The sequence below is a fragment of the Microcoleus vaginatus PCC 9802 genome, assembly GCA_022701275.1.
Lineage (GTDB): Bacteria > Cyanobacteriota > Cyanobacteriia > Cyanobacteriales > Microcoleaceae > Microcoleus > Microcoleus vaginatus_A.
The window spans coordinates 6,111,968-6,125,739 of the sequence record CP031740.1 but is presented as its reverse complement, the minus strand read 5'-3'; the positions used below and the strand labels follow the sequence as shown (position 1 = coordinate 6,125,739).

Genomic DNA, 13,772 nt, shown 5'->3' with positions numbered 1-13,772 from the left:
GATCACAGATTGTCTGGCAAATCGCCGATCGACCTGCCGATGCTAGCCAGCAATTTCTCCAAAGCTTTCATCTGCTTGACGGTGAACGTGGGTACATTCTTTCCCAACTCCCAACGGCTGATTGTTTGCGACGAAACGCCAAGCTCTCGCGCCAAATCTTCCTGACTCATCTCCAGTTCTTCCCTGAGCTTCTTCAAATGCGACTCTTCATCTTCTGGTTGCGGAACGGGCTTTTTCGGCATAACTTCGATCGCAGATTTTTCCGATCAGATGATTAAACATCTTACTTCCTTCCTCGGAGAAGATTATCTACTTGTGATTCTTCCTGACTCTTCCTTCGCGTTTTTCGCGTCTTCGCGGTTCAATCATACTAATTTTTCCGACCCGAAAACAGTAATTAAACAACAAACAGATCGCCCCACGGTACGACGCATAGCTGGAGAGGTGCGATCGCTCCTATTCTCATTTGAAATGTTATCGGGCGATCGTCCCGTGCCTACAAAGACTCGCACCAAGCACGCTCCGCCGTCCAGTGTCTGTCTGAAGATTCATAAATCCTCAACCCATCCAACCCGGCATTTTGGATCATCTCCTCAACTTCATCCACCGTAAATGCTGCTTGCAACGAATCGCTGAATAACTGTTTCTGATGCGAGTTGCAATCTCCCGCATACATCTCGACTAAATGAGTCCTCATTGCCTCATCCATAGGTCGGAGTAAATCCCGCAAAAATATTGCTCCGTTCGGTTTTAAGACGCGCTTGACTTCCTGCAAAAACGGCAGTGGATCTGGCAAATGGTGAATAATGCTGTTGGAAATAACCATGTCAAAATAATTGTCAGGGTAAGGCATTGCCTTAGCATCAATTAATTCGAGATTAATGTGCGATCGCACGCCCGCCTTTTCCACATTTTCTGCCCCGACTTTCAGCATATTTGCGGACAAATCAATGCACGTCAATTTCCATGCTGGTCGGAGTTGACAAAGGGCGATCGGAATTCTCGCCGTACCCGTCCCCGCATCCAAAACGTTTCCAAAAACCGGCCCCAACGCCGCAGCACTCTGAGCAAAAGCAGCATTAACCTCAGCAAAGTCCATCGAATCGTATTCGATCGCCTCTTCCAAGGAATCCATCACTTCCGGTTCTAAAACTCGCTGCATAGAATTTATCTCGTTATCTGGCATTTTCATATAGGGGTTCAGTTTCGCCTGCAAAAGCTCGACTAACTCCGGTTCCATATATTCGTAATTGTCCGGGATTTGCAGACAAATAAGCTTCTTGCCTTCGAGACTTTCGGGAAATTTGCTGCGGAGTCGATCGCCATGCTTCTTCTCCATCACAAATATCAAATCTGCCCAACCGAGAAGACCCTCAGTTACTCTAATTCTTGCACCTTTTTCGGTTCCAGCCGATCGCACACTGTAGCCACTAACTTTCTGGCATATTTTCTCGGCAGTCAAACTCCTCCACTTATTCCGGCTGCACACAAACAATATCTTGATTTTATCCATTCAGACACAAATACAAAATGCTATTTTATCTGCGTTAATCCGCACACATCTGTGGTTAAAAAGCTCGATCGAATTTTCCCCTGAGATCACCTTACATACCACAAATCATGTATTTTGTCAAAGTGACCAAAATCTCCGTTACAATTCTTAAACCATAAAATGCGGATTTTGCATAAACAATTGTACTTATTACATTTGCAGAGTTCGTTAGTTTGACGATTTTAAAAGCTTTCAGCATCAAAAACTTAAATTAGTCATAAAGCCCCTGGAGTGTGAAAATCCTACCACAAGCTTCAAAGCAAGTAAATAGGTAAAATAATTGAGAATGAAGTCAATAATTTCGGTCGTCTTTAGATTGGTTTAAGAATTGAGAAGTGAAAATAGATCGAACATTTAAAACTAAATCGACTTTTAGATTGTTTTTGCTTATTAAAGTAGCTGGAATTGCCCCGAAGACCGATCGACCCTCAACAATAGATACAGATGCTCGATCGCACTTCGGGGCATCAAACAAAACTCGATCGAACTCTGCTAGAATTAGTTAAACGAAGTCGTTATGAGTTTAAGTAAATAGCTATGACCAACGAAACCGTAGAAAACCTAGTAATTATCGGCTCAGGCCCTGCAGGCTATACAGCAGCAATCTACGCAGGTCGGGCCAACCTGAAACCCGTAGTGTTTGAGGGCTACCAAGCGGGAGGCGTCCCCGGCGGTCAACTGATGACCACCACAGAAGTCGAAAACTTTCCCGGCTTTCCCGAAGGCATCACCGGGCCGGAACTCATGGATCGGATGAAAGCTCAAGCAGTGCGCTGGGGTGCCGAATTATACACAGAAGATGTAATTTCGGTGGATTTGACCAAGCGTCCGTTTACAGTGCGATCGGAAGACCGAGAAATTAAAACCCACACGATAGTAATCGCTACAGGCGCGACGGCGAAAAGGCTGGGGCTGCCTAGCGAACACGTATTTTGGAGTCACGGCATTTCTGCCTGTGCGATTTGCGACGGCGCTACCCCACTTTTTAAAGGAGTAGATTTAGCTGTAATCGGCGCGGGCGACACAGCAGCGGAAGAATCTATTTATTTGACAAAATACGGCTCTCACGTACATATGCTGGTGCGGCGCGATCAAATGCGCGCCAGCAAAGCCATGCAAGACCGAGTGCTGAGCAATCCCAAAATTACCGTTCACTGGAACACCGAAGCAGTTGATATTTTGGGCGAAGCGGGCGGCAAAATGGACGGGGTGAGACTTAGAAATATCGTGACAGGCGCTGAGAGCGATTTGCTGGTGAAGGGATTGTTTTACGCCATCGGTCACACTCCCAACACTCAACTCTTCCAAGGTCAGCTAGAACTCGACGAAGTAGGCTATATCGCCACCAAACACGGTTCGGTAGAAACCAGCGTTGAGGGAGTCTACGCCGTCGGCGACGTGCAAGACCACGAGTTTCGCCAAGCAATTACCGCCGCCGGCAGCGGCTGCATGGGGGCCATGCTGGCAGAACGTTGGCTGTCAGTCAACGGTTTAGCTCAGGAATTCCGCCAAACCGAGGAATCCGAGCAACCCGTGGCAGCGCCGGAAGCTCAAAAAGTCCGCAAAACCAGCGCGAACTTTGATATCCAAGACACGCGCCACGAAGGAGGTTATGCTTTGCGGAAGTTGTTCCACGATAGCGATCGACTGATTGTGGTCAAATATGCCTCTCCGAGTTGTGGGCCTTGCCACAGCCTCAAGCCGATTTTGAGCAAAGTAGTAGATGAGTTCGATGGCAAAATCCACTACGTGGAAATTGACATCGAAGAAGATCCAGAAATTGCTGAAAATGCTGGCGTGATTGGTACACCGACGATTCAGTATTTCAAAGACAAAGATATGGTGGCTGAACTCAAGGGAGTTAAGCCGAAAAGCCAGTACCGCGAGTTAATTGCCAGTAATTTGTAGCAAGTCGATCGATTTTAGATTTCAGGTTCGCCAAGGGAGATTTAACCTAAACTCAACTTGCGTCCCACCTGCCAAAAAAACAGTTTATCCCCTGCGCGCCAGTCCCGCGCAGGGGATAAACCGGTTTTTTTTTATCCCTATCGCGCGAAAAAACCCGGTTTGTCGCGAGTGTTTGGCGAATGAGAAAGAGGATTTTGGAGTGTTCCGAGTTTTTTCGCCGGAGTGCTACTAAAATCGAAAAGTCTTATATAGGTCGATCGTCATTATGGCTCAAAGCCGCCTCCGACTGCCGCGATTTCTCAACAGTGCCTCACCCTCAAGCCTGTCAATGAAAATGATGTGGGCAGGTTTGACAATAACTGCCGTGTTTATATTGGTAGCCACCTTGTCTCCAGCTATGCAAGCTTGGGGATGGCTGCAAAATCCTACCGAGGCTTTGATTAACCCCATCCACGAACCGCCGTCGGCGAATTATTGGTTTGGTACTAGCCGCAGTGGCTACGATGTGTTTTCCCGCACGCTGTTTGCTTCTCGGGCCGCTTGGCAAGTGGTGATTTTAGCCACATCTTTGAGTTTGTTTATCGGTGTGCCGCTGGGTTTGGTTAGCGGTTATTTGGGCGGTAAGCTCGATCGAGTGTTGTTATTTTTAATGGATACAATTTATACTTTGCCGGGGCTGCTACTTTCTTTGACGCTAGCGTTTGTAGTGGGAAAAGGAGTTTTGAATGCTGCGATCGCCCTGAGCATTTCCTACATCCCTCAATACTACCGCGTCGTCAGGAATCACACCGTCAGCGTCAAAACCGAATTGTTTGTCGAAGCTGCGCGAGCAATGGGTGCTGACACTTGGACAGTGCTTTCGCGCTATCTGTTTCTGAATGTGATTCAGAGCGTACCTGTCCTGTTTGCGCTCAACGCGGCCGATGCAATTTTAACATTAGGAGGTTTGGGATTTCTCGGATTAGGACTTCCCGAAGCGACTCCCGAATGGGGACACGACTTGCGTTTAGCTTTAGATGCGCTACCTACTGGCATTTGGTGGACAGCTTTGTTTCCCGGTTTGGCGATGACTTTAATGGTGGTGGGACTGTCTTTGGTGGGGGAAGGATTAAACGAGTTTGTTAACCCTCGCCTGCGGAATCAGCAGTAATCTGTCTCGCGGTTACATTAAGTTCGCAGTCAGGACTTTAGTGCTTATTCACAAATATAAAAAAAACTGAAGTCCTGACTACAAACAGGCGCTAGAAAGAGATGGTAATATCGGTCCGATTAATTACTAAATCTTTCTCTCAAGAATGTGAATTTTTTCTAGTAAACCTTCGTTGGGTTGTCAATATAGACACGGATCTGAAATTTTTCTTGATAGCTTCATCCCCTAAAGGTCAAGCCACATAATTTAAACCCGAGTAGAGGATAAAGCAAGGCTCTGTGCTTTCTGATGACACGCTGTAAATAATAACAAAATTTTGAGCATCGCACCAACGTCCTACCGTTCCATTGCTTTAAGTATCCTGGAGTTTAGGCCTTCTCTAACCATAGCAAGCACATCGCTAACTGGGTAAATTTTTCTTCCCTGGCGGAGTTATCATCGGCCGACAGTTGCAGCAACGCCCCCTGTGGCTTTTGTTTCGTCTGCTTCAAATTATCCAGACAATTCGGGAATGCTACCTAAAATTGATTGAGGGGCTTTATGGAATCTTCACACTGTCACGATATATTTAAAGCAATCGTGAAGCTATACTTCCGAGAGATGGCGAATTGTGTTGTTTGTGAGAAGAACGTGCGATCACGCAAGTGCGAACCGCAAGCCAAAAATTTAGAGAAGTCCGCAGCCTAGAGTTGCGCGGCGGGTTAACTCTTAGTAGAATTTATCCTGGTGGTTTTTGCCATTGACGCGACAAACTCGTGTCGAACTGCTTAAATAAGAATGTGACGTTAAGAACTTAATGTGATTTAACGTCAAAATTAAACCCAATTTCTGAGATTTGAGCTAACTTAACAATGAAAGCCCCTGTTGCACTACTCAACCCGCAACGCTTCATGGGGGGTCAGAGTCGGTCTCTAATCCAGAGTGGCCGGCTTAAAACTAAAGCTACGAGCTTTATTCAATCGCAGATTGCGTATGATTCAATTCAGGGAAACAGGGTAATGATGGGTGTATCTACACGGATTGTATTGGTTCCAATTTGGGCAACTCAAAAATTGTCTGCTAACTGTCTGGCCAACTACGCCGCAGCCGTTCACCCAGATATACGCAGAAAACAGCGCCGTTTGATCGTGCCAAAGTTTTTGCGGGCCGTTCTCAGGATTTAGCAGAGCCGGACATAAGTTAGTATTGTCAAGCTAAGCTGACAGAGTTTTCCTAGTTCTTGACCAACAATGGAAAACAACTTCCATTTTTTGTGAGAAAGGCTACAATCGGGAAGGTCTTTGCAAGATCCGATTCTCCCGGTTTGGTGCTTCAACCCTCTGCTGTTGCATTTGAGGCAGCAGACCGACATCCAAGGTGGCGAAAATCTGCCGCGCAACTGTCATGTCCGACAACCCGAGTAAAGCAAGGCGAATCAAAAGTTCGACACCTCGAATACAAAAGTTAGAGGGTTCCGTGCCGGAAAACTTGTACGGGTAAAAACTCGAAGTACCGAGTAAAAAAGCCAGTATTTTTGGAAGTGCGATCGATCGTAGTTCATGGTTTGCTTTTCTGGGCAAGGTATTGCAGATGATGTGGTAACTCGCTCCGAAAGAAAAAGCCGCCAGCTCAATTTAAGGTCGCGATGTTAAAATCTGCGCTCGATTGAATGCGCTGCCTGCTTCAAACCCGAACTCGAACTTTGACTCATAAAACTGGTGCAGTTTCGGTAACAGATTCAGCTAGCAGACCGAAAATCCCACTATTTTTTCCTGCGGGAATGTCAATACTGGCTAACTTGTCTAAACTACAAACAGACACTATTCCACTGTTATTTATTCTTTAATTCAGGAGCATGAGGAAGACGGCATGATCCAGGCTAACACCGTACTCGAAACCACAATTACACCGGAAATGGAAACAATCGAGTTGCTTCGGAGCGCCGAAAGCGTTCTACCTGAGAGCGAGTTAGAACTTTTTATCGACGAAGATGACGATCGAGAAGAATTCTTAGACTCTCAATCTGAGGAAGACCCTAAATCTGGCAAAGGCGCCAAAGCCCGCCGTCGGGCACAGGCAAAGAAAAAGCATTATACTGAAGACTCTATTCGTCTTTACCTGCAAGAAATCGGTCGGATTCGACTGCTGCGAGCTGACGAAGAGATTGAACTAGCGCGCAAGATTGCAGATTTGCTGGAATTAGAGCGAGTTCGAGAACAACTGCTCGAAGAGTATAACCGCGAACCCAAAGACAGCGAATGGGCTAATGCTGTAGATATGGCACTTCCTGCATTCCGTCACCGACTCCACGTCGGCCGTCGGGCCAAGGAAAAAATGGTGCAATCAAACCTGCGTTTGGTGGTGTCGATCGCCAAAAAATACATGAATCGCGGTTTGTCTTTCCAAGATTTGATTCAGGAAGGCTCTTTGGGTCTGATCCGGGCTGCTGAAAAATTCGATCACGAAAAAGGCTACAAGTTTTCTACCTACGCAACTTGGTGGATACGTCAAGCCATCACGCGGGCAATTGCCGACCAATCGCGCACTATCCGCCTGCCGGTTCACCTTTATGAAACCATTTCGCGGATCAAGAAAACTACCAAACTCTTGTCTCAGGAAATGGGTCGCAAGCCTACGGAAGAAGAAATTGCTACCCGCATGGAGATGACGATCGAGAAGTTGCGGTTCATCGCTAAGTCCGCACAGTTGCCTATCTCTTTAGAAACTCCGATCGGCAAAGAGGAAGACTCACGTCTGGGAGATTTTATTGAATCCGACGGGGAAACACCAGAAGATCAAGTCTCGAAAAACTTGCTCAGGGAAGACTTGGAAAGCGTTTTGGATACTCTCAGCCCCCGAGAACGGGATGTACTGCGGCTGCGTTACGGCTTAGATGACGGACGGATGAAGACCTTGGAGGAAATTGGTCAAATCTTTAACGTCACTCGTGAGCGGATTCGCCAAATCGAGGCTAAAGCCCTGCGGAAGTTGCGCCATCCCAATCGCAACAGCATCTTAAAAGAATATATCCGCTAGAGTAATTTGCTAGCATCACCCAAAAGAGTGATTCGCACTGTTTTTTTTGGGGGGGAGACCCCCCGCCCCGCTTTGAGCTATAGCTGTTAAATTTTGTCCAGCTAACTGCCCGGAGCAAGTGGCTATTTGCTGCCCAAATCGCGCTGCCAAAATTTAGGGAGTCCGTTACGGAACTCCCAAGCTTTGCAGTGTTACAAAATAATCCTTAACTATAAAATTACATCACGCCCCAAAAGTGAAGCAGGCCTTGACCGGAAACCAATTCGATGATGACAGCGGCAGAGAAACCAATCATCGCCAAACGACCGTTCCAATTTTCGGCTCCTTCGCTGAAGCCCCACTTCCAAGCGTTGCGTTTTTGTTCTTGCATAGTGCGAACTCCTTTCGTTAACTTGTGTAAGGCTTATGTAAATAAATATAACATTCCTTGATAAAAATGCAAGCTTGTGAGTAGTGATATCGGTCACAGCGGTTGATCGACCTTGATGATTTTGCCTAACGAGGAAAAATAGCCAACTCAGTATCAGGGTCGAACAAGTGAATTTTGTCATGGGCGATGGCCAACCAAAGCTCCTCGCCAACTCGGATCGATCGCTCAGGAGGAACCCGCACTTGCATCCGCACCGCCGGAGCATCCGTCAAACAAACCCCCAAATAAGTTTCGTGTCCCAAAGCCTCTACAATTTCCACTTGTACCGAAAGATTTTTGGTAGCCGGAGGGTTAATACTCAGATGTTCCGGCCGAATACCCAAAATTAGCCCTCGCCCGTCATATTGTTGTAGACTTTTTGCCCAAATATCGGGTAAAGTAAAGCGAAATTGCGGGTGAGAAATCAACAGCGGAGCACTAAATTCGACAGACAAAAAATTCATCGGCGGAGAACCGATAAACTCAGCAACAAACAGATTAGTCGGCTTGTTATAAAGCTCTAGAGGTCGAGCTACTTGCTGAAGCTGGCCTCTATTCATAATAGCAATCCGATCACCCATAGTCATCGCCTCAGTTTGGTCGTGAGTTACATAAATAGTTGTAGTTCCCAACTGTCGCTGCAACTGCACAATTTGCGATCGAGTTTCCGCCCTCAATTTCGCATCAAGATTCGATAGCGGTTCGTCCATCAAAAACACCTCAGGATTTCGAGCCATCGCCCTACCCAAAGCTACCCGCTGCTTTTGCCCTCCCGAAAGTTGTTTCGGCAACCGATTTAAAAGAGATTCTATTTGCAATAATTCAGCTACCTTCAGGACTCGTTCTCCTACGGCCTTTTCCCGTTCCGATAAATAGCGCAAACCTGGAGGCAACTTGCGAGTCGCTCCTCCTAAAAAGTCCTCAAACAAAGGATAAGCTAGAGGAGTTTTAAAATAATTATAAGCTAAATAATTAATAACCTCTTCTAGCTTATTCCTAATTTTTTCTCCCTTCGGGATGCTTCCTTCTTCTCCTTGTATGTTCCCCCTTATGCCTTCTACTTTCTTCTCTCTTTCCTCTTCCTTCTTCCTTCTTCCTTCTTCCTTCTTCCTTCTTCCTTCTTCCTTCTCCCTTTCAGAGCGGCGCAATCCAAAGGCGAGATTATCGTAAACTGTTAAGTGAGGATAGAGAGCATAATTTTGAAATACCATAGCGATATTTCGGTCTTTAGGAGGCAAATCGTTAAGGAGCCGATCGCCAACCCAAATATTACCGGCAGTCAAGATTTCCAAACCAGCGATCGCTCGCAGCAAAGTGCTTTTTCCGCAGCCAGAAGGCCCCACCAGCACCATGAATTCCCCGTCTTCGACCGTCAGGTTAATGCGCCGCAAAACGCTGTTAGACGAAGAGCGATCGGCTAGAGGTGAGACACTTTCTGCGACGGTGTTTGCTTCTTTTTCCTGTTCTCCTTGGCGGAGCGGAAAACTTTTGTAAATATTTTCTAATACAACTTGCGCCATTAAATAATTTTATATTTTAGGTTTTAGATTGGAGAATTGGAGGCAGATCCTGTGGGTATGTATTCCCAGGCAGAGCCTGGGAACAAGGCTGAATGGGGGATGGAATTGGACGTATACGCTCGAAGGCAACAAAGGCAAGCTTTAATTGACTCACAGCGAATAATGACACAATGAATGACCCATGACTAATGACTATTGACTGCTGATAACTTTGATAATTTTTTCACCCGGATTGAGGTCAAAAACTCGATCGCCCGCAGCATCTTTCCCCCAAAAAGCTATAGCATCAATAGCCGATCGCAGCATACGGCCTGAATTAGTAAAAAGTTTGACATCCGTACCCGGAACCGCCTGCAGCAAGCCAACTAAAGCATCTTTAGGCTCTGAGAAACGAAAAGCTTGAGTGCCAATTTCACCTCTGTTAGTAAGTCTGACAGAACCTGCAGGCATTCGTTTTGCCCAACCCAACTCGGAAAATAGCACCAGACTGTCGTTCGGGTCCAGAGTGATGCAACCCACCAACTCTTCCTGCTTCCGCAACCTGGTTACTTGAGAGCCCTGGGCCGCGCGGCCCATTGGCGGCAGTTGTTCATCATCAATCTCAAACCGGAGGACTCGGCCTCCTGAAGTTGCGATCGCCACTTGCTCCCCGACTTTAGCCAGACTCGCACAGCGCAGCCGATCGTCCTCCTTGAGTTTAACAACAGTAACGCCACGATTAGTCAAATCAGCAAATTCCTGCATCGGCAAGCGCTTAATTTTCCCTTGCTGAGTCAGAGTTACTAAATCTGCTGCTTCCGAATTTTCCGGCAAAATAAAGTGTGCAACTGTGATTTCCGACAAAGCGCGACCGGCACTTTCTTTAGTAGCACTCGGCGACAACAAACTAACGATCGGCGTTCCCCGGTCTTTGGCGCTACTACTAGGAATATCGGCAACTTTCAGCGGGTAAGCTTTGCCGTTAGGAGTTAAGACGACCAAAGTGCGATCGGTTTTGGTCAGATTTGCCGTCACAATAAAATCTTCATTTTTTTCTAAAGCTGAAACCGATTTTTCGCGACTTTTCGAGCGTGGCCTTTCCCCAGTCGGCAAGCGTCGCACGTACTGCTTGTGCGAAAATTCAACAATAGTTTCCTCTGCCTCTACAACGGGCAATAAGTTAGGCTGAATCGTTGCCGGCGACAACTGCTTGACCCCAGAATTTTTCTTACCAGAAAATTGTGATTCGGCGTTTGCTGCGCGTGCAGTTCCATTGGCGAATTTAGTGCGACGGGGGTCAGCGTACTTGCGTTTGAGCGAGCGAAATTCCTTCTTTAAAGCCTTCAAAAGTTCGCGCCTGTCGCTCAACAACCGCTGCAATTCTTGAATATTAGCCATCAACTCATCAAACTCAGACTGCAAATTTTGCCTTTCCAAACCAGTGAGCCTACGCATAGGCATCGCCAAAATCGCATCAGCTTGACTTTCGCTTAAATTGAGGCGAACTTGCAAAGTTTGCTTAGCAGTAGAACCGTCAGGAGAATTTCTGAGAATGTCGATCGCTGTATCGAGATTTGTCAAAGCCAACATTAAGCCTTGGACAATATGACAGCGGCGTTCGGCAGCTTGCAACTCGTAATTGTAGCGGCGGGTAAGAGTCACTTCCCGGAAATCCAGAAATTCCTGCAACAATTGTCTGAGCGTCAACTGTCGCGGTTGACCGTTGACAATTGCCAGCAAAATCGCCCCAAAATTTGTTTGCAGGTCAGTTTGTTGGTAAAGGCGAGCGAGAACCGCTTCTGGCGTAAATTCCCGCTTGAGTTCAATCACCACTCGAATGCCTTCGCGATCGCTCTCATCACGCAAATCAGAAATACCGTCGAGGCGGCCAGCATTGACCAACTCCGCCACCTTTTCAATCCAAGCCGCCTTATTTACCTGAAACGGAAACTCCGTCACCACGATCGCCGTTTTAGTACGCACTTTGCGATTACCTGGCACCTCTTCCACCCCTGCCACACCCCTGACCGCAATGCTGCCTCGACCCTTAGTGTAGGCGTCAACAATGCCCTCTGTAGCGACGATTTCCCCTCCGGTTGGAAAATCAGGGCCCGGAATCAGTTCTATCAACTTCTCGTCGGATAGTTCCGGGTTTTCAATCAAAGCAATTAAACCGTCTACCACCTCCCCCAAATTGTGCGGCGGGATATTAGTTGCCATCCCCACAGCAATGCCCGTACAGCCGTTGAGTAACAGAAACGGCAACTGAGCAGGAAGCGCCGTCGGTTCCTGCTGGGAACTGTCAAAGTTAGCAGTAAAATCAACAGTTGCATCGCCGACTTGGGTTAGCATGGCTTCGTGGGCGATCGGCGCTAGCCTCGTTTCCGTATAGCGCATAGCAGCCGCCGGATCATTGTCCACCGAACCGAAATTGCCGTGACCCGCCAGTAAAGGATAGCGGCTCGAAAACTCCTGAACCATGCGTACCAGAGCGTCGTAAACCGATTGGTCGCCGTGGGGGTGATATTTTCCCAAAACATCTCCAACTACCCGGGCGCACTTACGGTAAGGTCGGTCTGGCGTCAGACCGAGTTCGTGCATCGCATATAAAATTCGACGGTGAACTGGTTTTAAACCGTCGCGGACATCAGGCAAAGCTCGCCCGACGATCACACTCATGGCATATTCGAGGTACGATTGCTGCATCTCGGCGTGCAGAGGCGTAGAAATTACTTGCCCGGAAAGTAGGTTGAGTTGTTTAGCCATGAGTCCTTGTGTCCGTTAATTCCTGAGTGAAAACAGCCTCTGTCAATAATGCCGAGGTTCCCTGTCTCGATTTAAAAGGCTTTGCCGCAGGCGAACCGAAAGTTCGATCCAACCGCCCAGTTGAAGAATAAAAATAAACTTAACTTGTGAAAGCAGAATCAGAGTCCCGAAGACGGGCAACACTTGCCTCTTACTCTCCACTCTTACCCTAACCTCTATGTTGCCTTCATTTGCGCCTACCTGTCTATTTACCTTCTATCGTGAGAAGCTTGATTCACAGGAGAACACGGAATGCCAGAAACTCAGAACGTAGTGAGGCTGTAGCTCTTCCTACGAAAGCATCACGAGGAACTTGAGTCCCCGTCAATCTATGATAGAATTTAATTGCAATTAGGAATAACCATCTACACGAAGAAATATTTTATTCAGGAGAAACCCCAGATTGATCTCGTCTCGGTACAGCCGTAGCGTGGATCAAGCAGCAATGGTAGACGATCGAGCTTACCGTATTTTGGCAAGCGTCAGGGACTCCGAAAGTATTAAAAAAGAAAAGTAAGCGGAATTGGAATACCTCTGGTACTGGTACTTGTTCTGATCGTGTAGAGGCGACTGGACTATGAGTGAAGTCCAAGTTTTGGCCTTATTCAACCATAGAGCGTGGCCGTGACTCGCTGAGAGTGTGAAAAATGCCGATATTGATGAATTCATCAGTCAAAAGCTCTCCTGGCGATATCTCCTAGTCTGACATCCCCTTGATGAACGGAAGCGTCGATATTTTAAGCGGTTTTGAAGGGTTAAAACTGAGAATTAGCAATCTCCAACAATCCCCGCTAGATTCGCTACTCCGAATGCTGTGGCGACGGGAGTATGTGAATAAACATGGCTTGATTCTAATGACGAAGAAGGAAAATAATTATCCCACATTCCCGAATCTAATACCAGTTCAAAAAATAATGCAACTGTATATCCGTGATCCCAACCCATATCCAGTCAATCAGTTCCCATCTAAAATCTAAAATCTAAAATCTAAAATCTAAAATCTAAAATCTAAAATGGTAGAAGCCGGAGGCTTGACCGAAAGAGACGATACTATAAGTCCAGGACGCACGGGTAGTCAGAAACCGGGTTTTTTCATAGCAATAGTTCGTTATAGCCCGCCGAAACGAGCAAAAACCCGGTTTCGAGGCCTCGTCCATGCGTCCTGGATTGTACTAGAAACCTGCTACCTGAGAATCTTGAGACTCTCACCAGTGTCAGGTCTAGTTATAAAAAAGAACTAAACTGTCTGTGTGTAGTAGTCTAAATGATGGTACTGGATGCTTCTAGGCATCTGTAAACCCTCTCACAGCTAGTGGCTCAAGGATATACATACGGGTTTTGCAGGGTTCCCGGCTGATGGCGCTAAAAACTCTGCATTTTTGACGGGGAATGTAGTCCCCGTGTCGTGTTCCTCTTTGGACTAAAGTCACAAAG

Annotated in this window: 11 protein-coding genes and 1 pseudogene; 5 read left to right on the top strand and 7 right to left on the bottom strand. The window is 46.9% G+C overall.

Going from position 1 to position 13,772, the window contains the following annotated elements; all coding sequences use genetic code 11:
- Nucleotides 1–2: 2 nt before the first annotated feature.
- The 3 genes and pseudogenes from D0A34_25325 to D0A34_25315 form a co-directional block, all read right to left on the bottom strand.
- Nucleotides 3–242 (bottom strand): XRE family transcriptional regulator, encoded by a 240-nt coding sequence (locus tag D0A34_25325; GenBank protein UNU21720.1) that lies wholly within the window; start codon nucleotides 240–242, stop codon nucleotides 3–5.
- A gap of 254 nt (nucleotides 243–496) precedes the next feature.
- On the bottom strand, nucleotides 497–1,162 hold the full coding sequence (locus tag D0A34_25320; protein ID UNU22462.1) for a class I SAM-dependent methyltransferase: 666 nt from the start codon (nucleotides 1,160–1,162) through the stop codon (nucleotides 497–499).
- Between the two features lie 18 nt (nucleotides 1,163–1,180).
- Nucleotides 1,181–1,513, bottom strand: a pseudogene (locus tag D0A34_25315) (ubiquinone biosynthesis protein UbiE).
- A 576-nt stretch (nucleotides 1,514–2,089) separates the two neighbouring features.
- On the opposite strand from D0A34_25315, the gene trxB reads away from it, so the two are divergent.
- The 3 genes from trxB (at nucleotide 2,090) to D0A34_25300 (ending at nucleotide 5,773) form a co-directional block, all read left to right on the top strand.
- Nucleotides 2,090–3,460: a thioredoxin-disulfide reductase gene (trxB, locus tag D0A34_25310; protein UNU21719.1), complete on the top strand. Its 1,371-nt coding sequence runs from the start codon at nucleotides 2,090–2,092 to the stop codon at nucleotides 3,458–3,460.
- 265 nt (nucleotides 3,461–3,725) lie between these two features.
- On the top strand, nucleotides 3,726–4,610 hold the full coding sequence (locus D0A34_25305; protein UNU21718.1) for an ABC transporter permease: 885 nt from the start codon (nucleotides 3,726–3,728) through the stop codon (nucleotides 4,608–4,610).
- Nucleotides 4,611–5,461: 851 nt separating this feature from the next.
- On the top strand, nucleotides 5,462–5,773 hold the full coding sequence (locus tag D0A34_25300) for a hypothetical protein (protein UNU21717.1): 312 nt from the start codon (nucleotides 5,462–5,464) through the stop codon (nucleotides 5,771–5,773).
- Nucleotides 5,774–5,872: 99 nt separating this feature from the next.
- Here D0A34_25300 and D0A34_25295 read toward each other — a convergent pair whose 3' ends face one another.
- On the bottom strand, nucleotides 5,873–6,169 hold the full coding sequence (locus tag D0A34_25295; GenBank protein ID UNU21716.1) for a hypothetical protein: 297 nt from the start codon (nucleotides 6,167–6,169) through the stop codon (nucleotides 5,873–5,875).
- 289 nt (nucleotides 6,170–6,458) lie between these two features.
- On the opposite strand from D0A34_25295, the gene rpoD reads away from it, so the two are divergent.
- Complete coding sequence (gene rpoD / locus D0A34_25290) at nucleotides 6,459–7,625, top strand: RNA polymerase sigma factor RpoD (GenBank protein ID UNU21715.1); 1,167 nt, start codon at nucleotides 6,459–6,461, stop codon at nucleotides 7,623–7,625.
- Between the two features lie 217 nt (nucleotides 7,626–7,842).
- Here rpoD and D0A34_25285 read toward each other — a convergent pair whose 3' ends face one another.
- From D0A34_25285 to gyrA, 3 genes are all read right to left on the bottom strand, one after another.
- Nucleotides 7,843–7,995, bottom strand: coding sequence for a chlorophyll A-B binding protein (locus D0A34_25285; GenBank protein UNU21714.1), 153 nt, complete (start codon nucleotides 7,993–7,995; stop codon nucleotides 7,843–7,845).
- 125 nt (nucleotides 7,996–8,120) lie between these two features.
- The gene (locus D0A34_25280; protein UNU21713.1) at nucleotides 8,121–9,554 is read right to left on the bottom strand and encodes an ABC transporter ATP-binding protein; all 1,434 of its coding nucleotides are present in this window, start codon (nucleotides 9,552–9,554) and stop codon (nucleotides 8,121–8,123) included.
- A gap of 192 nt (nucleotides 9,555–9,746) precedes the next feature.
- Nucleotides 9,747–12,299: a DNA topoisomerase (ATP-hydrolyzing) subunit A gene (gene gyrA, locus D0A34_25275; protein ID UNU21712.1), complete on the bottom strand. Its 2,553-nt coding sequence runs from the start codon at nucleotides 12,297–12,299 to the stop codon at nucleotides 9,747–9,749.
- A 1,052-nt stretch (nucleotides 12,300–13,351) separates the two neighbouring features.
- Here gyrA and D0A34_25270 point away from each other — a divergent pair.
- A complete protein-coding gene (locus D0A34_25270; GenBank protein ID UNU21711.1) occupies nucleotides 13,352–13,579 on the top strand; it encodes a hypothetical protein in 228 nt (75 codons plus the stop codon).
- Nucleotides 13,580–13,772: the final 193 nt, after the last annotated feature.

Excerpts from the sequence above, each read along its gene's own strand:
- D0A34_25325 (UNU21720.1), bottom strand. The coding sequence starts at position 242 with ATGCCGAAAAAGCCCGTTCCGCAACCAGAAGATGAAGAGTCGCATTTG.
- D0A34_25320 (UNU22462.1), bottom strand. The coding sequence starts at position 1,162 with ATGCAGCGAGTTTTAGAACCGGAAGTGATGGATTCCTTGGAAGAGGCG.
- trxB (UNU21719.1), top strand. The coding sequence starts at position 2,090 with ATGACCAACGAAACCGTAGAAAACCTAGTAATTATCGGCTCAGGCCCT.
- D0A34_25305 (UNU21718.1), top strand. The coding sequence starts at position 3,726 with ATGGCTCAAAGCCGCCTCCGACTGCCGCGATTTCTCAACAGTGCCTCA.
- D0A34_25300 (UNU21717.1), top strand. The coding sequence starts at position 5,462 with ATGAAAGCCCCTGTTGCACTACTCAACCCGCAACGCTTCATGGGGGGT.
- rpoD (UNU21715.1), top strand. The coding sequence starts at position 6,459 with ATGATCCAGGCTAACACCGTACTCGAAACCACAATTACACCGGAAATG.
- D0A34_25285 (UNU21714.1), bottom strand. The coding sequence starts at position 7,995 with ATGCAAGAACAAAAACGCAACGCTTGGAAGTGGGGCTTCAGCGAAGGA.
- D0A34_25280 (UNU21713.1), bottom strand. The coding sequence starts at position 9,554 with ATGGCGCAAGTTGTATTAGAAAATATTTACAAAAGTTTTCCGCTCCGC.
- gyrA (UNU21712.1), bottom strand. The coding sequence starts at position 12,299 with ATGGCTAAACAACTCAACCTACTTTCCGGGCAAGTAATTTCTACGCCT.
- D0A34_25270 (UNU21711.1), top strand. The coding sequence starts at position 13,352 with ATGGTAGAAGCCGGAGGCTTGACCGAAAGAGACGATACTATAAGTCCA.